Genomic DNA, 20166 nt, shown 5'->3' with positions numbered 1-20166 from the left:
CCACAGGCGCGCCACGAGATCGTCCGGACCGGCTACGGTTTTTCTCGAGGCAAGCGCACACCGGCGCGAGCACCGTACTCCACGGGGGAGACCGTCATGTCCGGTAACACCGTCACGCAGTCCGCCAGTTGGTCGCTCGCCCGCGCCGCCCGCGAGCTGGAGCTCAGGCGCGGCGAGTTCGACCTGGCGGTGCACCTCGGATACGTGCGCACCGTTCCCGACGAAGGGGGAGGGGGAGGGGGACGCCGGGTCGCCCGTGCGGAGATCGACCGCGTGCGTTCCCAAGAGGAATTTCCCGAGGCGCTGCGAGAGCGGGTCAAGGCTGTCGGTACGACCGAGGGGGCCGCCCTCCTGGGCATTTCCACCGCCAGGTTCACACGCCTCGCACGCTTGGGTCTCGTGGTGCCGGTCAAGTTCTACCTGAACCGCTACAGGGCCGTGGTCTGGCTGTACCTGGCCGAGGAACTGCGCCGGTTCCCGGCCGACAGGCAGAACGCTCCGCTGCTCAGGGGCCGTACGCCCGAGGGACTCCGCGACCAGCTGGAGGGCGGCCTGGACCTCCGGCCCCGTAACTGGCGGGGGCGGTACATGGGATTCCTGCTGCGCCAGGCCGAGGGCCCCTGGGCGAGGGCAGCGGTCGTGGCCTCCCTGCTCGACCCCGCCCAGGTGGCGGAGGTCGTCAGGGATCCGTACGAGCGCGCCTGCCTGAACCGCTTCCGCCCCGAACGCCCCTCCCACAGTGCACCGGACTCGCCCGCCGCGCACCTCGTCTCCCGCATCATGACGGCCGAGGACCCCGACGAGATCAGCTGGCTCCGCGCCGACCTGGGGCAGGCCGTCGCCGAAGCCCGAGAGACGCACCCCGCACCGCGTCCGACGCCGAGGGCTCAGCCCGGCGTCGTCCCGGAACCGGCCGGATCGTCCCCGGCCCCTTCACCCTCGGTGGCCTCTCGGCCGGCTGTTCCAGCTGCGGCGTCCTTCGCTCCGGCTGCCCGGGCGCCGGTCGGTGCCGGGGCAGCCGGAGCAGCACCGGTCGGCGCCGCGCCGGTCACGTCTCCGGCGGTGGCTTCGTGGCCGCGGACAGCCACTCCCGAAGATCCGCCCGCGTCCGAGGAACGCGGGCGGCCGGGCGGGCTGCTCGGCTGGTTGCGCCGCAGAAGCACCTGACGACCTGGCAATCTGACGGATCGTCATCGGCGCGTCTCTACAGCGCTCGGAACAGACCTTCCTGGACGACGGAGACGAGCAGGCGCCCCTCGATGTCGTAGATGCGTCCGCGGGCCAGCCCTCGCCCGCCGGTCGCGATGGGCGACTCCTGGTCGTACAGGAACCACTCGTCCGCCCGGAACGGCCGATGGAACCACATGGCGTGGTCGAGGGAGGCCATGTCGAAGCCACGCGGCCCCCACAGAGGCTCCACCGGGATGCGGACGGCGTCCAGGAGCGTCATGTCACTCGCGTACGTGAGGGCGCACGTGTGCACGAGCGGGTCGTCGCCCAGCGGTCCCACGGCCCGCATCCACACAGCGCTGCGCGGCTCCGCGTCCTTGATCTCGTTCGGCGTCCAGCGCAGCCGGTCCACGTACCGGATGTCGAACGGCTGGCGACGCGCCATGCGTTCCAACGCCTCCGGAAGCGTGCCCAGATGCTTGGTGATCTCCTGCGGCAGCGTCGGCAGCGACTCGGGGTCGGGGACTTCGCGAGCCGGCGGCAGTTGGTGCTCGAAAGTCCCTTCCTCAGGCTTGTGAAAGGAGGCGGTCAGATTGAAGATCGTGCGTCCCTGCTGCACGGCGGTGACACGCCGCGTGGTGAAAGAGCGCCCGTCCCGGACCCGTTCGACCTGGTACACGATCGGCACGCCCGGCCTGCCCGGACGCAGGAAGTACGCGTGCAGCGAGTGCACCGGGCGGTCGCCCTCCGTGGTACGCCCGGCGGCGACCAGCGCCTGGCCGGCCACCTGGCCGCCGAAGACACGCTGCAGCGACTCGTCCGGGCTGCGGCCGCGGAAGATGTTGACCTCTATCTTCTCCAGGTCGAGCAGGTCGACGAGTCTCTCGGCTGGGTTTGTCATGTGTCGGATTCTCCTGTGCTCACAACTGGCCGACGTCGGTGACCTTGACGACGGCGCGGCCCTCCGCGTCGGACGCCGTGAGGTCGACCTCCGCGCTGATGCCCCAGTCGTGGTCGCCGTTCGGGTCGGCGAAGGTCTGACGGACGCGCCACAGGCTGTTCTGCGGCTCCTCCACGATGGACAGCAGCTTGGGGCCGCGGGCGTCCGGGCCGGTGCCCAGGTCCTCGTACTCGTCCCAGTACTTGTCCATCGCCTCACCCCAGGCATCGGCGTCCCAGCCGGAGTCGGCGTCCATGGCGCCCAGCTCGTCGACGTGGTCGAGGGCGGCGAGTTCGACACGGCGGAACATCGCGTTGCGGACGAGGACACGGAAGGCGCGGGCGTTCGCCGTGACCGGTTTGACCTGGTCGGCCTTCTCCTGGGCCTCCTCGGCCGTCATCTCCTCCGGGTTGGCGAGCTGCTCCCACTCGTCCAGCAGGCTGGAGTCGACCTGGCGCACCAACTCGCCCAGCCAGGCGATCAGATCCTCCAGGTCCTCGGACTTGAGGTCGTCCGGGACGGTGTGTTCCAGGGCTTTGTAGGCACTGGCCAGGTAGCGCAGCACAATGCCCTCGGTGCGGGCGAGCTCGTAGAAGGAGACGAACTCGGTGAAGGACATGGCGCGTTCGTACATGTCACGGATCACGGACTTCGGCGACAGCGGATGGTCGCCGACCCACGGGTGGCTCTTACGGTAGGTGTTGTAGGCGTGGAAGAGCAACTCCTCCATCGGCTTGGGGTACGACACGTCCTGGAGCCGCTCCATGCGCTCCTCGTACTCGACGCCGTCCGCCTTCATCGCGGCCACGGCCTCGCCCCGCGCCTTGTTCTGCTGGGCCGCGAGGATCTGCCGCGGGTCGTCCAGGGTGGATTCCACGACGGACACCATGTCCAGGGCGTAGGACGGGGACTCGGGGTCCAGGAGGTCGAACGCGGCGAGCGCGAACGTCGACAGCGGCTGGTTGAGCGCGAAGTCCTGCTGCAGGTCGACGGTGAGACGCACGATGCGGCCCTCGGCGTCCGGGGTGTCCAGCTTCTCGACGATGCCGCCGTCGAGGAGCGAGCGGTAGATCGCGATCGCCCGCCGGATGTGCCGCAGCTGCTGCTTGCGCGGCTCGTGGTTGTCCTCCAGCAGATGCCGCATCGCCTCGAAGGCGTTCCCGGGCCGGGCGATGACCGACAGAAGCATCGTGTGGGTCACCCGGAAGCGGGAGGTGAGCGGCTCGGGTTCGGAGGAGATGAGCTTTTCGAAGGTGTTGTCCGTCCAGCCGACGAAGCCCTCGGGAGCCTTCTTGCGCACCACCTTGCGACGCTTCTTCGGGTCGTCGCCGGCCTTGGCGAGGGCCTTCTCGTTCTCGATCACGTGCTCGGGCGCCTGCGCGACGACGAATCCCGCCGTGTCGAAGCCCGCCCGCCCCGCGCGCCCCGCGATCTGGTGGAACTCACGGGCGCGCAGCGTGCGCACGCGATTGCCGTCGTACTTCGTCAGCGCGGTGAACAGCACGGTGCGGATGGGGACGTTGACGCCGACGCCCAGGGTGTCCGTGCCGCAGATGACCTTCAGCAGGCCGGCCTGGGCCAGCTTCTCGACCAGCCGACGGTACTTGGGGAGCATGCCGGCGTGATGGACGCCGATTCCGTGGCGTACGTAGCGGGAGAGGTTCTGGCCGAACTTGGTGGTGAACCGGAAGTTGCCGATCAGCTCGGCGATCTGGTCCTTCTCCTCCCGGGTGCACATGTTGATGCTCATCAGTGCCTGCGCCCGCTCCACGGCCTGCGCCTGGGTGAAGTGGACGATGTAGACCGGGGCCTGCTTGGTCGCGAGCAGTTCGGTGAGCGTCTCCGTCAGCGGAGTCAGCACGTACTCGTAGGAGAGAGGCACGGGCCGGGTCGCCGAGCGGACCACCGACGTGGGGCGGCCGGTGCGCCGGGTGAGGTCCTTCTCGAACATCGAGACGTCGCCGAGCGTCGCCGACATCAGGATGAACTGTGCCTGGGGCAGTTCCAGGATCGGGATCTGCCACGCCCAGCCGCGGTCGCCCTCCGCGTAGAAGTGGAACTCGTCCATCACGACCTGGCCGACATCGGCGTGCTTGCCGTCCCGCAGCGCGATGGACGCCAGCACCTCGGCGGTACAGCAGATGACGGGCGCGTCGGCGTTGACGGAGGCGTCGCCGGTGAGCATGCCCACGTTCTCGGTGCCGAACATCTTGCACAGCTCGAAGAACTTCTCCGACACGAGCGCCTTGATCGGTGCCGTGTAGAAAGTGACCTCGTCCCGGGCGAGCGCGGCGAAGTGCGCACCCGCGGCGATCATGCTCTTCCCCGAGCCGGTGGGGGTCGAGACGATCACGTTCGCCCCCGAGACCACCTCGATCAGCGCCTCCTCCTGGTGGGGATAGAGCGTGAGACCACGTTCCCCGGCCCACGACTCGAAGGCTTCGTAGAGGGCGTCGGGATCTGCGGTCTGCGGCAGCTGATCGATAAGGGTCACGCCCCCATCTTGCCTGTCGACCCGCTCGATGGGGGAATCGGATGTCAGGCCGAAGATCACGAACGTTACGCTGTGGCGCCGGCGAAGCGTCACCGTACGCGGGTAACTGGACAGCGGCACAAGCGGAATGGGGCGGGGAACGGCCATGATGGGACCAGCACACTCACTGTCGGGGGCCGCGGCCTGGCTCGGTGTCGGGGCGGCGGCCGCCGCCACCGGTCACACCATGCCCTGGCCGGTCCTCCTCGTCGGGGCTCTGATCTGCGCGGGGGCCGCGCTCGCCCCCGACCTGGACCACAAGGCGGCGACCATCTCGCGGGCCTTCGGACCGATCTCACGTGGGGTGTGCGAGATCGTCGACAAGCTCTCGTACGCGGTCTACAAGTCGACACGCAAGGCCGGCGACCCGCGGCGCTCCGGTGGCCATCGCACGCTGACGCACACCTGGCTGTGGGCGGTGGTGATCGGCGCGGGATCCTCGGTGATGGCGATCACCGGTGGGCGCTGGGCGGTCCTGGCGATCCTGTTCGTGCACATGGTGCTCGCGATCGAGGGGCTGCTGTGGCGGGCCGCGCGCGGGTCCAGCAGCGACGTCCTGGTCTGGCTGCTGGCCGCGACCAGCGCCTGGATCCTCGCCGGGATCCTGGACAAGCCGGGCAACGGCTCGGACTGGCTGTTCACCGCGCCCGGCCAGGAGTACCTGTGGCTCGGCCTGCCGATCGTCCTGGGTGCGCTGGTGCACGACATCGGGGACGCGCTGACGGTGTCCGGCTGCCCGATCCTGTGGCCGATCCCGCTCGGCCGCAAGCGCTGGTACCCGATCGGGCCGCCCAAGGTGATGCGTTTCCGGGCCGGCAGCTGGGTCGAGCTCAAGGTGCTGACGCCGGTGTTCATGCTGCTGGGCGGGGTGGGCTGCGCGGCGGCGCTCAACTTCATCTGACCGAAGACCGGGGGAGCGCCGCGTCCGGCGACGACGGCGCTCCCGCGCCCGGTGGACGTGACGCTCCCGCGCCCGGCGGCGACGGTCTCAGGGCCTCACGCCGTGTCCTTCTTCTCCCCGCCCTGTTCGGAGCTTCCGTAGCGCTTCTCGAACTGCGCGATGCGGCCCTCGGTGTCCACCGTCCGGGCCTTGCCGGTGTAGAACGGGTGGCTCTCCGAGGAGATCTCGACATCGACGACCGGGTAGGTCTCGCCGTCGTCCCACTCGATGGTCCGCTCGCTCGTCGCCGTGGAACGGGTGAGGAAGGCGAATCCGGCGGCCCGGTCCCGGAAGACGACAGAGTGGTAGTCGGGCTGCTTCTCCTGCTGCATGGGTGCTCCTTGCGTGGGAAGGGCAGGCCGGGGAAGGCCCGGTCAGCCGGACATGGTGTCCTCGTCGACGATGTGCATCGCGGCTTCCTCGGCCGAGGCCGCGGCGCCGTCGATGCCGACGTCGGTGGCGATCAGCCCGCTCTCCTCGTCCTCGTGCGCTCCTTCGGCAGGGGCGACGAGACGGCCGGAGCGGGCGGCGCCCACCTCGTTGTCCAGGGGCTCGCCGTCCCCGTCCGGGTAGTCGCCGATGCCGTCCCCGTCGGGCTCCACGACATCGGGCAGCTCTTCCGCGAGGCGCTGGTCCAGGGTCTCGCCGTGCCTGCGCTCGGAGGCGGTCACGCCGGAGTGCTCCACCGCCCACGGCCGCTCCGGCGGGGACCAGCCCCGGTCGAGTGGGTCACCCACACCGTCGGCGTCCAGGGTGTCCTCGACGTCGAGCAGCCCCGCGTCGTCCTGCACCTCGGATCCGTCGGGCTGGTAGACGTCGTCTCCCCATCCGTCGGCGCTCTCCACGGGTACCTCCAGGTGATGCGGGTGAGCCCGGTCCCACCACCCTCGACGGCGGGCACGGCCACTGGACACCGGCCCCGCCCCGCGCGAACCGGGTGGCTCCCGGACGCTCCCCGAATCGGTGCCGACATCCAGCCTTCCACTCCGGTTCGGCACCGCGCAACGCCACAGGCTCCGCCGCGGGACCTACCCGTCCACGGAGCGAGGCCGCGGACACCGGTGCGGCGGCCCCGCCGGAATGGCGCCGGCCGCTCCACCGCTGTCCACGCATGCCCCCCTGACCGCACCGGCGCGGCCCGCGCGTCCGGGCCGCGTCGCTCGGTCAGGACCACGTCATCCGTGCCAGGACCTCCACAGGGCCGCGTAGGCGCCGTCCGCAGCGACCAGGTCGTCGTGACTGCCCAGCTCACTGATCCGGCCGTTCTCCACGACGGCGATGACATCCGCGTCGTGGGCGGTGTGCAGCCGGTGCGCGATGGCGACGACGGTACGTCCGTCGAGGACGCGCGCCAGCGAGCGTTCCAGATGACGGGCCGCCCGCGGGTCGAGGAGCGAGGTCGCCTCGTCCAGCACCAGCGTGTGCGGATCGGCGAGGACCAGCCGGGCCAGCGCGATCTGCTGGGCCTGCGCCGGAGTGAGCGCCAGTCCGCCCGAACCGACCTCGGTGTCCAGACCGTCGCCCAGAGCCCCGGCCCAGCCGTCGGCGTCGACCGCGCCCAGGGCCGCCCACAGCTCGGCGTCGGCCGCTCCCGTCCGGGCGAGCAGCAGGTTGTCGCGCAGGGAGCCCACGAAGACGTGGTGCTCCTGGTTGACCAGGGCCACGTGGGTACGGACCGCCTCCGCGGGCATCCGCGAGAGTTCGGCGCCGCCGAGCGTGATGCGGCCGTCCCTGGGGGCGTAGATCCCGGCGAGCAGCCTTCCCAGGGTGGACTTGCCCGCACCGGACGGGCCGACCAGCGCGAGCCTGGTGCCCGGCGCGACCTCCAGGGAGACCTTGCGCAGCACGTCCACGCCGGCGCGGTAACCGAACCGCACCTCATCCGCGTGCACGTCGCGCCCGTCCGGCATCACCTCGGGATCACCGGCCGCCGGCTCGATGTCCCGGACGCCGACCAGCCGCGCGAGCGAGACCTGGGCGACCTGCAGCTCGTCGTACCAGCGCAGGATCAGGCCCACCGGGTCGACCAGCATCTGCGCGATGAGCGCGCCCGTCGTCAGCTGACCCACATCGATCCAGCCCCGCAGGACGAAGACCCCGCCGATCATGAGGACCGAGCAGAGGACCGTGACATGGGTGAGGTTGACGACAGGAAAGAGGACCGACCGCAGCCACAGGGTGTAGCGCTCCCAGGCCGTCCACTCCTTGATGCGGCGCTCGGACAGGTCGATGCGGCGCTCGCCCAGGCGGTGCGCCTCGACGGTGCGTCCGGCGTCCACGGTCTCGGCGAGGGCGGCGGCCACGGCGGCGTAGCCGGCGGCCTCCGAGCGGTAGGCGGCGGGGGCACGCTTGAAGTACCAGCGGCAGCCGACGACCAGCAGAGGGACGGCGACCAGGACCGCGGGGGCGAGGGGCGGTGCGGTGACGGCCAGCCCTCCGAGCAGCAGCACGACCCACACCACGCCGATGGCGAGCTGGGGCACGGCTTCGCGCATCGCGTTGGCGAGGCGGTCGATGTCGGTGGTGATGCGGGACAGCAGGTCGCCCGTGCCGGCCCGTTCCAGCACGCCCGGCGGCAGCCCGACCGACCGGATGAGGAAGTCCTCGCGCAGGTCGGCGAGCATGCGTTCGCCGAGCATGGCGCCGCGCAGCCGCACCTCGCGCACGAAGACGGCCTGGATGACGAGCGCGGCCAGGAACAGCGCGGCGGTGCGTTCCAGGTGGAGATCCCGGGCATGGTCCGAGACCCGCTCGACGACCGCGCCCAGCAGATAGGGCCCGGCCATCGAGGCGACCACGGCCACCGTGTTGACGGTGACGAGCAGCAGAAAGGCCCGGCGGTGCCGTTGGAAGAGTTCGGTGACGTAGGCGCGTACGGTCGAGGCGGCGCCGACGGGCAGGGTGTTCGCCGTCGTCGGGGCCGCCGGGTCGTACGCCGGTGGCGCCAGGCCGATCATGCGGTTTCCTCGATTTCTTCCAGTTCGTCGATCTTGCTGGTCCTGCCGAGCTCGTCGAGCTTGTCGATCTTGTCGAGCCCGTCCGGGGGGTCGACGGTGCCGACGCCCGCGCCTCCACCGTCGGTGGCGGCTTCCTCGTCCGTCTCCCGGGTGACCACCGCCCGGTACCGCGGTTCGCCGAGCACCAGCTCGCGGTGTACTCCTACGGCCGCGACCTCGCCCTCGTGGACGAGTACGACCCGGTCCGCGTGGTCCAGGAGCAGTGGTGAGGAGGTGAAGACGACCGTCGTGCGTCCGGCGCGCAGGGCGCGGACGCCGTCGGCGATCCGTGCCTCGGTGTGCGAGTCGACGGCCGAGGTCGGCTCGTCCAGGACCAGCACGCCGGGGTCGGTGACCAGCGACCGGGCCAGGGCCAGACGCTGGCGCTGGCCGCCCGACAGGGAGCGTCCGCGCTCGGTGATGCGGGCGTCCATCGGGTCCTCGGCGTCGACCGAGCCCTGCGTCAGCGCGTCCAGGACGTCGCCGCATTGCGCGGCGGCCAGCGCGTCGGCCGCGCTCACCTCACCCGAGGACGGCACGTCGAGCAGCTCGCGCAGCGAGCCGGACAGCAGCACCGGGTCCTTGTCCTGGACGAGGACGGCGGTACGCGCGGAGCCGAGGGGCAGGTCGTCGAGCGGTACGCCTCCCAGAAGCACGGAGGTGCCCTCCGTGGAAGGGTGGCCCCCCAGGCGCTCTGCGAGCACGCCCGCCGCGTCCGGGTCACCGCAGACCACGGCGGTGAGCCGTCCCGCGGGCGCGAGAAGCCCGGTGACGGGGTCGTACAGATCGCCGCCAGGCACCTCGGCCGCGCGTGACCCGCCGCTGTCCGTGGCGCGCTCGAGGGACAGCACCCGGGCGGCGCGCTTGGCGGACGGACGGGAGAAGGAGTACGCCATGGCGATCTCCTCGAAGTGCCGCAGCGGATAGGTGAGCAGCATGACCGTGCTGTACACGGTGACCAGTTCGCCGACCGTGATCCGGCCGTCGCGGGCCAGGTGCACGCCGTGCCAGATGACGGCGATCATGAGCAGGCCGGGCAGCAGCACCTGGACGGCCGAGATCAGCGACCACATGCGGGCACTGCGCACGGCTGCCCGGCGGACCTCCTGGGACGCGCGGCGGTAGCGGTCGAGGAACAGTTCCTCGCCGCCGATGCCGCGCAGCACGCGCAGACCCGCGACGGTGTCCGAGGCCAGCTCGGTGGCGCGTCCGGCCTTCTCGCGCTGGAAGTCGGCGCGCCGGGTGGCGCGCGGCAGCAGCGGCAGCACGGCGAGCGCCAGGACGGGCACGCCCACGGCGACGATCACGCCGAGTGCCGGCTGGTAGACGACCAGGCCGACGCAGACGAGGACGACGGTCAGCGCGGCCGCCGCGAACCGCGACAGGGCCTCCACGAACCAGCCGATCTTCTCGACGTCGCCGGTGGAGACGGCGACGACCTCGCCGGCCGCGACGCGCTGTGTCAGCGCCGAGCCGAGCTGGGCGGTCTTGTGCGCCAGCAACTGCTGGACGCGTGCGGCGGCGGTGATCCAGTTGGTGACCGCGGCCCGGTGCAGCATGGTTTCGCCCAGCGCGATGCCCGCACCGCACAGCCCCATCAGCCCGCCGGCCAGAGCGAGCCGCGTGCCGGATCCGTCGACGACGGCCTGCACGGACAGGCCCACACAGAACGGAAGCCCGGCGACGGCGGCGAAGTGCAGCAGTCCCCAGGCCAGGGCCTTGAACTGCCCGCCCAGCTGGTTCCGGCCGAGCCACCGCAGGAATCGGGGGCCGGAGCGGGCGTCCGGCACACCCGGGTCTGGATAGGGAAGGTCTTGAATCTGCATGACGTCCCAGTGGCTCGTGTAAGGGGTGGGTTCGGGGGTGAGGGGAAGCCGCAACGTTTCGGCGACCAGGCCGGTCTCCGAGGCCGGCAGCAAACCGTGAAAGGTTCGCGGCAGGGAGCAGTCCGAAGCAAGCGGTTTTTTCCGTTGGGACAACGTTTCGGCCCGTCCGACGCGTCCCGTCGCGATCCGCCCCCGAGCGGGGCGACGCCCCCGGTCGCGCCCGCGGTCGCGACCGCGTTCCGGGCCGCCGGGTGCGGGTCCGGAAGGCCGTCATGTGTCCAAAGGGACGGAGGGAAAGGGCTGTTCGTCCGATAAGTGGTGCGACGATGGAACGCATGCGAAACGAGGGTGCGATGCGTACGGGACTCGCCGCGGCGGCATGCGGGGTCCTCGCGATGGTCCTTTCGGCATGCGGTGGCCCGGCCGGAGGGGGCAATGCGGCGACGGAGCGGGGCGAAGCGGGCGGGAAGGCCGAACGGGCCCCCGCGGGCAGTGTCGACGGCACGCGGATCCCGGAGGTCGGTGACCGCTTGCGGGCGCGCATCCCGCCCAACGCCCGTCAGGTCGTGGCCGTCTACGGCGCGGGCAGGAACTCCGCCGACGCGACGGTCGTTCTCTACACGAAGTCCGGATCCACGTGGGACACACAGCGCATGGGGAAGGCGCACAACGGGGTGAAGGGCTGGACCACCGACCACCACGAGGACGACAAGCGCAGCCCCGTCGGGGTGTTCACCCTCACCGACGCCGGCGGAGTGCTCCACGACCCGGGCGCCCATCTCCCGTACGACCGATCGCCGTCGTACCAGGCCCCCCGCGGCTGGCCCAAGTCCTACTGGCACGACTTCGACTATGTCATCGCCATCAACTACAACCGCCGCCCGGGCACCCCGCCCGACGACCCGAGCCGTCCCCAGGGCCGGTCGAAGGGCGGCGGCATCTGGCTGCACCTGGACCACGGCAGTGGTACGTCGGCCTGCGTGAGCCTGCCCAAGCCGGCCATGGAGCGTCTGCTGCGCACGCTCGACCCGCGTCGGCACCCCGTCGTGGTGATGGGGGACAGGGCGGATCTGGCGGCGTAGGCACCCTGGTCGCCACCTGTGCGCCGCGACCGGCGGCCGTGAGGCCCATTGCGGGGTGTCCCGACTCCCCGTAGAACACCGCACATGAGAAGACGGATCGTCATGTCCATGCTCGCCGGAGTGCTTCTCGCGGCGAGCACCTGCCTCGCGACGGGCCCGGTTTCAGCGGCCCCCTTACCGAGCGCCGCACTCCACGCCACCGTCACTGCCCCCGGCGCCCCCGTCACCAGTTCCCACGCCCCGGTCACCGCCCCCGCGGAGTTCGGCACCGACTGGCACGACCCGCTGACCGCCGCCCCGGCGGTGTCCAGGCCGGCCACCAAGTCCTGCGAAGTGACGCTCGCCGAGGCACAGTTCAGTGACTTCACGCCGTACCGGGGGACGTACGCACCGCCCGGCGGCTGCGGCGACCACTGGAGCAAGGTCGTCCTGCGACTCGACGGGAAGGTCAAGGGCCGCCAGTACGACCGGCTGGGCTATCTGCACGTCGGTGGCGTGGAGATCTTCCGCACGTCCACTCCCGAGCCCTCGCCCGACGGCATCGAGTGGTCGGTCGAGAAGGACGTGACGCGCTACAGCGACACGTTCCGGCGCCGCGGCGACGTCGAGATGCTCATCGGGAACGTCGTCGACGACACGTACACCGGCGTCCTCGACGTGAAGGTCACGCTGACCTTCTACGCGCAGGGGAGGGCCGCGCGGCCGGCCGCGACCCCCGACCGCGTCCTCACCCTCCAGAACGGCACCCTCACCACCCCGCGCAACAGCGAGCGCATCGTCGCCGAGGTGTACGCGACCGGGTCCGGCGGTGGCTGTGAGGAGTTCTGGTATCTGACGGTGCCCGACGCGGCCCCGTACTCCTGCAAGGCGGCGGGCGGTCCGTACCGTGAGGTGCAGATCAAGGTCGACGGCCGACTCGCCGGCATCGCGGAGCCGTTCCCGAACGTGTGGACCGGCGGCTGGTCCAACCCCTTCCTCTGGTACGTGATCCCGGGACCGCGCGCCTTCGACGTCAAGCCCATCGAATACGACCTCTCGCCCTTCGCCGGGCTTCTCGACGACGGCCGTCCGCACCACGTCGACGTGTCCGTCGTGGGTGTTCCCGAGGGGCAGAGCGGCTGGAGCGCCCCCGTCAACGTCCTCGTCTGGCAGGACGCGCGGCGCGCCCACGTGAGCGGCGCGCTCACCGAGGTCAGGGCGGACACCCTCGCCAACACCTCCTCGTACACGCCCGGTTCGCCGGAGCGCCTCGACACGGTGGGTGGCCACCGGCTCACGGTCTCCGGCTACGTCGACACCTCGCACGGCCGGGTGACGACCACCGTCCGTCGCGTGCTCGCGAACACCTCCGTGCACCGGTGGACCGACGGCGAGGACACGGACGGACTGAAGGCAACCTGGAGCGACGACCAGACGGTCACCGTCGACGGGCGCGGGCCGGCCAGGGCGACACGCACCCACCGGACGTACACGATGGACGGCACGACGACGCTCGGACCGGACGCCCGGCTGCGGACCGTTCTGCGGCTCGGTGACCGGGCGGCGGTGGACGAGGTGCGCGGCGGGCGGCGGACCGCGTGGTCACGGCTCGACGACACCTATGACGGCGACGCGACGTACACATCCGACGCGCCGCGCGACCAGCGGCACGCGGTCGGGACGACGCGCGAGCGCTACTCCCTGCGCGGGTCCGACGGTTGCCATGACCGCGTTCTCGGCACCGAGCAGGGGGTGCTGACGGTGGATCACCGGTACTGCTGAAGTCTCCCGGGCCAGCTGAGGCCGAAGGGATGTCCCGACAAGTCCGAGGGAACCGCGCGTACCCGCTCCCGCATCACGAGCGGGACCGCGGGGCCCGTCGGCGCGCCGAGCTTATCGGGGGCGCCGAGCGGCCCCAGCGGCCCCCGCCGAGTGCATCGGGTGCGCTTAACGCCCCCAGCAGCTCCTGCCGACTGCATCGCGTGCGCCGAGCGTCCTCAGCGGCCCCCGCAGAGTCCATCGCGCGCCGAGCGCCTCAGCAGCGCCGTTCCAGCCGGGGCATCCCGTCCACCAGCGTGTCCAGCAGCCCGCCGAGCACCTCGCGCTGCTCGTCCGACAGCGGAGCCAGGATCTCCTCCGCGGCCGACCGGCGTGCGCCCCGCAACTCCTGCAGCGCCGCGCGCCCCTGGTCCGTGACCTCGATCCGGATCACCCGCCGATTGCTGGGATCGGGGACCCGGCGCACCTTTCCGCTCGCCTCCAGGCCGTCGACCAGCGTGGTCACGGCCCGCGGGACCACCTCCAGCCGCTCGGCGAGATCGGCCATCCGCGGCGGTGAGCCGTAATGCGCGAGCGTGCGCAGCAGCCGGGACTGGGCCGGAGTGATGCCCAGCCCGCGCTGCTCCAGATGACGCTTCTGGATGCGGTGCACGCGGCGGGTGAGCCGCAGCAACTGCTCGGCGAGGAGGCCGTCGGCGTCGGGGGTGGTCATACGGGAACAATAACAGGATGCCGTTCATTGTGAGTGTAGGTAACAATGAGCTAGGCTCCGTGAGGCATCTTTCCTCACGTCTCCGTAATCGTTCCCTCACCTTCCGTAGGAGCCCATGCGCCCCGAGCAATCCACCTGGACCCCGTCACCCGCCGAGAGTGAACAGCCGCGGCAGGTGCGCCGCATCCTGAAGCTCTTCCGGCCCTACCGCGGCCGCCTCGCGATCGTCGGCCTGCTGGTCGGCGCCTCGTCCCTCGTCACCGTCGCGACGCCCTTCCTGCTGAAGGAGACCCTGGACGTCGCCATCCCCCAGGGCCGTACCGGTCTGCTGAGCCTGCTCGCGCTCGGCATGATCCTCAGCGCGGTCGTCACCAGCATCTTCGGCGTACTGCAGACCCTCATCTCCACGACGGTCGGCCAGCGCGTCATGCACGACCTGCGCACCGCCGTCTACGGCCGGCTGCAGCGCATGTCGCTCGCCTTCTTCACCCGCACCCGCACGGGAGAGGTCCAGTCCCGCATCGCCAACGACATCGGCGGCATGCAGGCGACCGTGACCTCCACCGCCACCTCGCTGGTCTCGAACCTCACGAGCGTCGTCGCCACGATCGTCGCGATGATCGTCCTCGACTGGCGGCTCACCGTCGTCTCGCTGCTCCTGCTGCCGGTCTTCGTGTGGATCAGCCGGCGTGTGGGCAACGAACGCAAGAAGATCGCCACCGAGCGGCAGAAGCAGATGGCCGCGATGGCCGCCACCGTCACCGAGTCGCTGTCCGTCAGCGGCATCCTGCTCGGCCGCACGATGGGCCGCGGCGACTCGCTCACCAAGGCCTTCGAGGCGGAGTCGGACAGCCTGGTCGACCTCGAGGTGAAGTCGAACATGGCGGGGCGCTGGCGGATGTCCGTCATCGGCATCGTGATGGCCGCCATGCCCGCCGTCATCTACTGGGCCGCGGGCATGGCCATCCAGTTCGGCGGGCCGTCCGTCTCGCTGGGTACGCTCGTCGCCTTCGTCTCGCTGCAACAGGGCCTGTTCCGCCCGACGGTGAGCCTGCTGTCCACCGGTGTGCAGATCCAGACCTCGCTCGCGCTCTTCCAGCGCATCTTCGAGTACCTGGACCTGCCCATCGACATCACCGAGCCGGAGCGCCCGGTCCACCTCGACCAGGTCAAGGGTGAGATCCGCTTCGAGGACGTCGAGTTCCGCTACGACGACAAGAGCGGCCCGATCCTCGACGGCATCGACATCACGGTGCCCGCCGGCGGCAGCCTCGCCGTCGTCGGCCCGACCGGTTCCGGCAAGTCCACGCTCAGCTATCTGGTGCCCAGGCTGTACGACGTCACGGGCGGCCGCGTCACGCTCGACGGGATCGACGTGCGCGACCTCGACTTCGACACGCTCGCGCGGGGAATCGGCGTCGTGTCCCAGGAGACGTACCTCTTCCACGCCTCCGTCGCGGACAACCTGCGCTTCGCCAGGCCGGACGCCACCGACGAGGAACTGCGGGCGGCGGCGCGGGCTGCCCAGATCCACGACCACATCGCGTCGTTGCCCGACGGGTACGACACGGTCGTGGGCGAGCGCGGACACCGCTTCTCCGGCGGGGAGAAGCAGCGCCTGGCCATCGCGCGCACCATCCTGCGCGACCCGCCGGTCCTCATCCTCGACGAGGCGACCAGCGCCCTGGACACCCGCACGGAGCGCGCCGTCCAGGAGGCGATCGACGCGCTGTCGGCCAACCGGACCACGCTCACCATCGCGCACCGGCTGTCCACCATCCGGGGCGCGGACCAGATCGTGGTCCTGGATTCCGGCCACGCGGTCGAACGCGGCACGCACGAGGAGCTGTTGGAGCGGGACGGACGCTATGCGGCCCTCGTCCGCCGGGACGCCCAACTGGCGCCGACAAGATGACGATATGTCGGGTTTGTGACCATTAGCGGGTTACCGTGCCCGCATGCAGATGAACACTCCGCCACGGAGCACGATTCGACTGACGCGCCGGGGCCGGGTAGCCCTCGTCGCGACCGGAGCCGTCGTGGCGGTCACCGCCGTGGCGGTGCCGCTGCTGATCGTCGGAGGCGAGAAGGCGCCCCGCGCGTCCCTCGTGATCCCGGAGGGCTGGCGCTCGGGCCAGGTCTACCGGGCCGTCGACAAGGCGCTCGCCCTGCCGTCGGGCGCCACCAAGAAGTCCCTGGCCAAGGCTCATCTGAAGCTGCCCGTCGTCGCGGCGGGCAACCCCGAGGGGTACCTGTTCCCGGCGACGTACCCGGTCGACGAGGAAGCGACGCCCGAGTCGCTGCTGCGCTTCATGGTCGACACGGCCGACAAGAGATTCCGCGGCAGCCCGATCACCGCGGGAGCCCAGCGCAACGCGATGGACGTCTATCAGGTGGTCACCATCGCGAGCATCGTCCAGGCGGAGGCCGCCACCAAGGCCGACATGGCCAAGGTGGCCCGGGTGATCTTCAACCGGCTTCAGCAGGGCATGCCGCTGCAGATGGACTCCACGCTCAACTACGCGCTGAACCGGTCCACGCTGAACACGACCACGAGCGACACGAAGGTCAACAGCCCCTACAACTCCTACGAGCGCATGGGTCTGCCGCCCACACCGATCGCCAACCCCGGCGAGGACGCGATGCGCGCCGCGATCAACCCGACTCCGGGCGACTGGCTGTACTTCGTCACCGTCAAGCCGGGCGACACCCGCTTCACGGCCAGTTACGAGGAGCATCAGAGGAACGTCGCCGAGTTCAACCGGAACAACCGGGCGAGCGGGGCCTCGGCCTCGTCCAGCTGAACGCCGGCCGTGCGGGACGTCATGCGCCGGCGGGCACTCCGGCCAGCAGCCGCCTGATGTCCCGCACCGCCGCGCGCCCGGCCCGGTTGGCGCCGATGGTGCTGGCCGACGGTCCGTAGCCGACCAGCTGGATCCGCGGATCGGCCACCGCACGGGTGCCCTCGACACGGATACCGCCGCCCGGCTCGCGCAGCCGCAGCGGCGCGAGATGGTCGATGGCGGCGCGGAACCCGGTCGCCCACAGGATGACGTCGGCGGTCACACGGTGTCCGTCGGCCCACTCCACGCCGTCCGCAGTGATCCGGTCGAACATCGGCTGCCGGTCCAGCACCCCGTCGGAGAGGGCCTGGCGGATCGCGTCGTTCAGTGGCAGCCCCGTCACCGAGACGACGCTCTTGGGGGGCAGCCCCTCCCGTACCCGTTCCTCGACGAGCGCGACGGCCGCCCGGCCGAAGTCCTCGGTGAACGGCCCCTCGCGGAAGACCGGCGGCTTCCGTGTCACCCACGTGGTCGCGGCCGCGTACGGAGCGATCTCCATCAGGTGCTGGGTGCCGGACGCGCCACCGCCCACGACGACCACCCGCTGCCCGGCGAACTCCTGGGGCCCGGGGTACTGCGCCGTGTGCAACTGCCGTCCACGGAAGGTCTCCTGTCCCGGATAGCGTGGCCAGAACGGCCGGTCCCAGGTGCCGGTCGCGTTGATCAGCGCCCGCGCCGACCACGTGCCGTCGGAGGTCTCGACGAGCAGTCGCCCCTCGGCGCCCTCCCGGACGGCCGTCACCTCCACGGGCCGCCGCACCCGCAGATCGAAGGTGCGCTCATAGGTGTCGAAGTACTCGGCGATGACCTCGGAGGACGGACGGGCCGGGTCCGCGCCCTCCAGCTCCATGCCGGGCAGCGAGTGCATTCCGTGCACCTTGCCGTAGGTCAGCGACGGCCACCGGAACTGCCACGCGCCGCCGGGACGCGGCGCGTGGTCCAGCACCACGAAGTCGCGCTCCGGCTCGAGACCGGTGCGCCGCAGGTGATAGGCGCTGGACAGTCCGGCCTGACCGGCGCCTACGACCACGACATCGACCGCGCGCGCCTGCGTCCCAGTGTTGTTCACGCTTCTACCAACTCGGCCGGAGCCGGAGATCTTCCCCCGGGTGGACCAGGTGTGATCCACCCGACGGGAGCCCCTCAGCGGCCGCCCGCGACCAGCAGCGGCGCACCGCCCCCGGCCGCCGTACGCGGCAGCGACTCCGGGGTCCGAGGCAGCAGTCCCCGGGCGGCCAGAACCGGGATCACGCCCTCCCCGAACCAGTACGCCTCCTCCAGGTGCGGGTACCCGGAGAGCACGAAGTGCTCGATGCCCAGCGCGTGGTACTCCTCGATCCGGTCGGCGACCTCGGCGTGGCTGCCGACGAGAGCGGTGCCCGCGCCGCCGCGTACGAGACCCACACCCGCCCACAGATTCGGGGAGATCTCCAGCTCGTCGCGGGAACCGCCGTGCAGCGCCAGCATGCGCTGCTGACCCACCGACTCACTGCGCCCGAGCGCGGACTGCGCGGCCGCGACGGTGTCCGCGTCGAGGTCGTCGAGCAACCGGTTCGCGGTCGACCAGGCCGCGGCCGAAGAGTCGCGCGAGACGGAGTGCAGCCGGATACCGAAGCGGACCGTACGCCCCTCGCGCGCGGCCAGCGAGCGAATCCAGTCGATCTTCTCCCGAACCTGGGCCGGAGGCTCCCCCCAGGTGAGATAGACGTCCGCGTGCCGGGCCGCGACCGGCCCCGCGGCGGCCGACGAACCGCCGAAGAAGATCTCCGGCAGCGGGTCGGGCGGCAGCGCCGTCAGTCCACCCTCGATCCGGTAGTGGCTCCCGTCGAAGTCGTACGGCTGCCCGCTCCACACTCCGCGCACCACGGACAGGAACTCGTCCGTACGCGCGTACCGTTGATCGTGGCCGAGGTGATCACCGAAGCGCCGCTGCTCGGCCGAGTCGCCACCGGTGACGACATTGAGGAGCAGCCGGCCCCGCGTGATCCGCTGGTAGGTCGCCGCCATCTGCGCCGCCAGGGTCGGCGACACGACACCGGGCCGGAACGCCACCAGGAACTTCAGCCGCTCGGTGTGCTGGGCCAGTGCCACCGTTGTCAGCCAGGCGTCCTCGCACCACGTGCCTGTGGGGGTGAGGACGGCCTCGAAACCCAACTGCTCCGCGGCCTTGGCGATCTGGGCCAGGTACTCGATGTCGGGGGCCCGGACCCCGTCGGCCTGCCGCGCGCGGCCGATGGCGTTGGCCGCGTACGCGTGCCGGTCCACCAGGGTGCGGCCGTCGCCGCCGGTCGGCAGGAACCAGTGGAGATGGACGGTCATGTCAGGACTCCTTGTAGACACGGGGCGTGGTGGTGGACGCCGGCAGGCCGCCGTTGAAGCGCGTGTCGACGAACGACGAGAAGTCGACCTTGCGCGGGATGAGCCCGAGGCCGGTGAAGGTGTCCGCGATCCGCTGCTCGGAGGCGATGAGCGGCTTGTCCACGGCGACCGCGACGCGGCTGGCGTTGGTCCGCTTCACCGAGGCGAGCGCCACCCCGTACGGCAGCCCGGTGTCCTTCGCCCACACCTTCGCCCAGGCGTCCGGGTGGTCGTAGACCCAGTCCTGGGCGCGCCGCAGCCGCCCCAGGTAGTCCTTGACGGCCGCCGCCTTCCGGCCGTCCCTGAGCGCACCGGGCGCGGCCACCTGGAAGTTGAGCCCGTTGACCACCCCGTCGCCGTCCGTCAGGATCCGGCCCTGCCCCGCCTCGACCACCTGCGAGGTGTACGGGTCCCACACCGCCCACGCGTCCACCTTGCCGCCGGTGAACGCGGCCAGCGCGTCGGCGGGCTGGAGGTACTTGACCTTCACGTCGCTCAGTTTCAGACCGGCCTTCCTGAGCGAGGCGATCAGCTGATAGTGCGCGGACGAACCCTGCGCCACGGCTATGGACCTGCCCTTCAGCTCCTCGGGGCGCTTCAGTGACGAGTTCTTCGGTACGAGGACGGCCTCGCCCTTGGACGTGCCGCGCCAGGCGGCCACCACCGAGATCTTCGAGTCGGCGCCGGCCGCGAAGACGGGCGGGGTGTTGCCGACGCCGCCGATGTCGACGGCCTTGGCGTTGACGGCCTCCAGAAGGGGCGGGCCGGAGGTGAACGTCGACCACTTGATCCTGTAGTGGAGGTTCTTCAGCTCCCCGGCGGCCCGCAGCACCGCCTCCGAACCGCCCTTCTGGTCACCGACGTTGAGGGTGAGGGAGCCCTTGCCGTCGGTTCCGGCGCCGGCGGTGGTGTCGGCGGCCGAGGTGCCGCCGCAGGCCGTGAGCAGCAGAGCCAGGGGCAGGAGGGCGGCGGGGGCGAGGCGTCGTCGCATGGCGATTTCCGTTCGGT

General features: G+C 71.1%; 16 protein-coding genes. 6 read left to right on the top strand and 10 right to left on the bottom strand.

Translation table 11 applies throughout. The features are described from left to right. The first annotated feature begins 96 nt into the window (after positions 1 to 96). Positions 97 to 1167: a DUF6397 family protein gene (locus OHB41_RS06995; protein WP_266697071.1), complete on the top strand. Its 1071-nt coding sequence runs from the start codon at positions 97 to 99 to the stop codon at positions 1165 to 1167. Positions 1168 to 1204: 37 nt separating this feature from the next. On the opposite strand, the gene OHB41_RS06990 is transcribed toward OHB41_RS06995, so the two are convergent. Together OHB41_RS06990 and OHB41_RS06985 are read right to left on the bottom strand one after the other, a co-directional pair. Next, the gene (locus OHB41_RS06990; protein WP_266697070.1) at positions 1205 to 2071 is read right to left on the bottom strand and encodes an acyl-CoA thioesterase; all 867 of its coding nucleotides are present in this window, start codon (positions 2069 to 2071) and stop codon (positions 1205 to 1207) included. Positions 2072 to 2090: 19 nt separating this feature from the next. After that, positions 2091 to 4604, bottom strand: a complete 2514-nt coding sequence (locus tag OHB41_RS06985; protein WP_266697069.1) for a DEAD/DEAH box helicase — start codon at positions 4602 to 4604, stop codon at positions 2091 to 2093. A 145-nt stretch (positions 4605 to 4749) separates the two neighbouring features. Here OHB41_RS06985 and OHB41_RS06980 point away from each other — a divergent pair, with 145 nt between their 5' ends. Beyond that, positions 4750 to 5544, top strand: coding sequence for a metal-dependent hydrolase (locus OHB41_RS06980; RefSeq protein ID WP_266697068.1), 795 nt, complete (start codon positions 4750 to 4752; stop codon positions 5542 to 5544). Positions 5545 to 5639: 95 nt separating this feature from the next. Here OHB41_RS06980 and OHB41_RS06975 read toward each other — a convergent pair whose 3' ends face one another. The 4 genes from OHB41_RS06975 to OHB41_RS06960 all read right to left on the bottom strand — a co-directional run bounded on the left by OHB41_RS06975 (position 5640) and on the right by OHB41_RS06960 (position 10405). After that, entirely contained in the window at positions 5640 to 5915 is a 276-nt protein-coding gene (locus OHB41_RS06975; RefSeq protein WP_266697067.1) for a type B 50S ribosomal protein L31, read from the bottom strand. A gap of 42 nt (positions 5916 to 5957) precedes the next feature. Next, positions 5958 to 6428, bottom strand: coding sequence for a DUF5709 domain-containing protein (locus OHB41_RS06970; protein WP_266697066.1), 471 nt, complete (start codon positions 6426 to 6428; stop codon positions 5958 to 5960). Between the two features lie 330 nt (positions 6429 to 6758). After that, positions 6759 to 8540 carry an ABC transporter ATP-binding protein gene (locus OHB41_RS06965; RefSeq protein ID WP_266697065.1) on the bottom strand — a complete coding sequence of 594 codons (1782 nt, stop codon included), beginning with the start codon at positions 8538 to 8540 and terminating at the stop codon, positions 6759 to 6761. Next, positions 8537 to 10405 carry an ABC transporter transmembrane domain-containing protein gene (locus OHB41_RS06960; RefSeq protein ID WP_266705718.1) on the bottom strand — a complete coding sequence of 623 codons (1869 nt, stop codon included), beginning with the start codon at positions 10403 to 10405 and terminating at the stop codon, positions 8537 to 8539. The genes OHB41_RS06965 and OHB41_RS06960 overlap by 4 nt, the downstream gene beginning before the upstream one ends. Positions 10406 to 10740: 335 nt before the next feature. Here OHB41_RS06960 and OHB41_RS06955 point away from each other — a divergent pair, with 335 nt between their 5' ends. Together OHB41_RS06955 and OHB41_RS06950 are read left to right on the top strand one after the other, a co-directional pair. After that, positions 10741 to 11487 carry a L,D-transpeptidase family protein gene (locus tag OHB41_RS06955; protein ID WP_266697064.1) on the top strand — a complete coding sequence of 249 codons (747 nt, stop codon included), beginning with the start codon at positions 10741 to 10743 and terminating at the stop codon, positions 11485 to 11487. A 120-nt stretch (positions 11488 to 11607) separates the two neighbouring features. Next, positions 11608 to 13248, top strand: coding sequence for a peptide-N4-asparagine amidase (locus OHB41_RS06950; protein ID WP_526025034.1), 1641 nt, complete (start codon positions 11608 to 11610; stop codon positions 13246 to 13248). A gap of 253 nt (positions 13249 to 13501) precedes the next feature. Here OHB41_RS06950 and OHB41_RS06945 read toward each other — a convergent pair whose 3' ends face one another. Then, entirely contained in the window at positions 13502 to 13957 is a 456-nt protein-coding gene (locus OHB41_RS06945) for a MarR family winged helix-turn-helix transcriptional regulator (protein ID WP_266697062.1), read from the bottom strand. Positions 13958 to 14072: 115 nt separating this feature from the next. Here OHB41_RS06945 and OHB41_RS06940 point away from each other — a divergent pair, with 115 nt between their 5' ends. Then, positions 14073 to 15872 (top strand): ABC transporter ATP-binding protein, encoded by a 1800-nt coding sequence (locus OHB41_RS06940; RefSeq protein ID WP_266697061.1) that lies wholly within the window; start codon positions 14073 to 14075, stop codon positions 15870 to 15872. A gap of 43 nt (positions 15873 to 15915) precedes the next feature. Continuing rightward, positions 15916 to 16761, top strand: a complete 846-nt coding sequence (gene mltG / locus OHB41_RS06935; RefSeq protein WP_266697060.1) for an endolytic transglycosylase MltG — start codon at positions 15916 to 15918, stop codon at positions 16759 to 16761. Between the two features lie 19 nt (positions 16762 to 16780). Here mltG and OHB41_RS06930 read toward each other — a convergent pair whose 3' ends face one another. The 3 genes from OHB41_RS06930 to OHB41_RS06920 form a co-directional block, all read right to left on the bottom strand. Further along, positions 16781 to 17869, bottom strand: a complete 1089-nt coding sequence (locus OHB41_RS06930) for an NAD(P)-binding domain-containing protein (RefSeq protein ID WP_266697059.1) — start codon at positions 17867 to 17869, stop codon at positions 16781 to 16783. Between the two features lie 74 nt (positions 17870 to 17943). After that, positions 17944 to 19119, bottom strand: a complete 1176-nt coding sequence (locus tag OHB41_RS06925) for an LLM class flavin-dependent oxidoreductase (protein ID WP_266697058.1) — start codon at positions 19117 to 19119, stop codon at positions 17944 to 17946. Between the two features lies 1 nt (position 19120). Beyond that, positions 19121 to 20149: an ABC transporter substrate-binding protein gene (locus OHB41_RS06920; RefSeq protein ID WP_266697057.1), complete on the bottom strand. Its 1029-nt coding sequence runs from the start codon at positions 20147 to 20149 to the stop codon at positions 19121 to 19123. Positions 20150 to 20166: the final 17 nt, after the last annotated feature.

The organism is Streptomyces sp. NBC_01571 (genome assembly GCF_026339875.1).
GTDB lineage: Bacteria > Actinomycetota > Actinomycetes > Streptomycetales > Streptomycetaceae > Streptomyces.
Note: the sequence above shows the minus strand (reverse complement) of the source record. Positions and strands in the feature narration are given on the sequence as shown.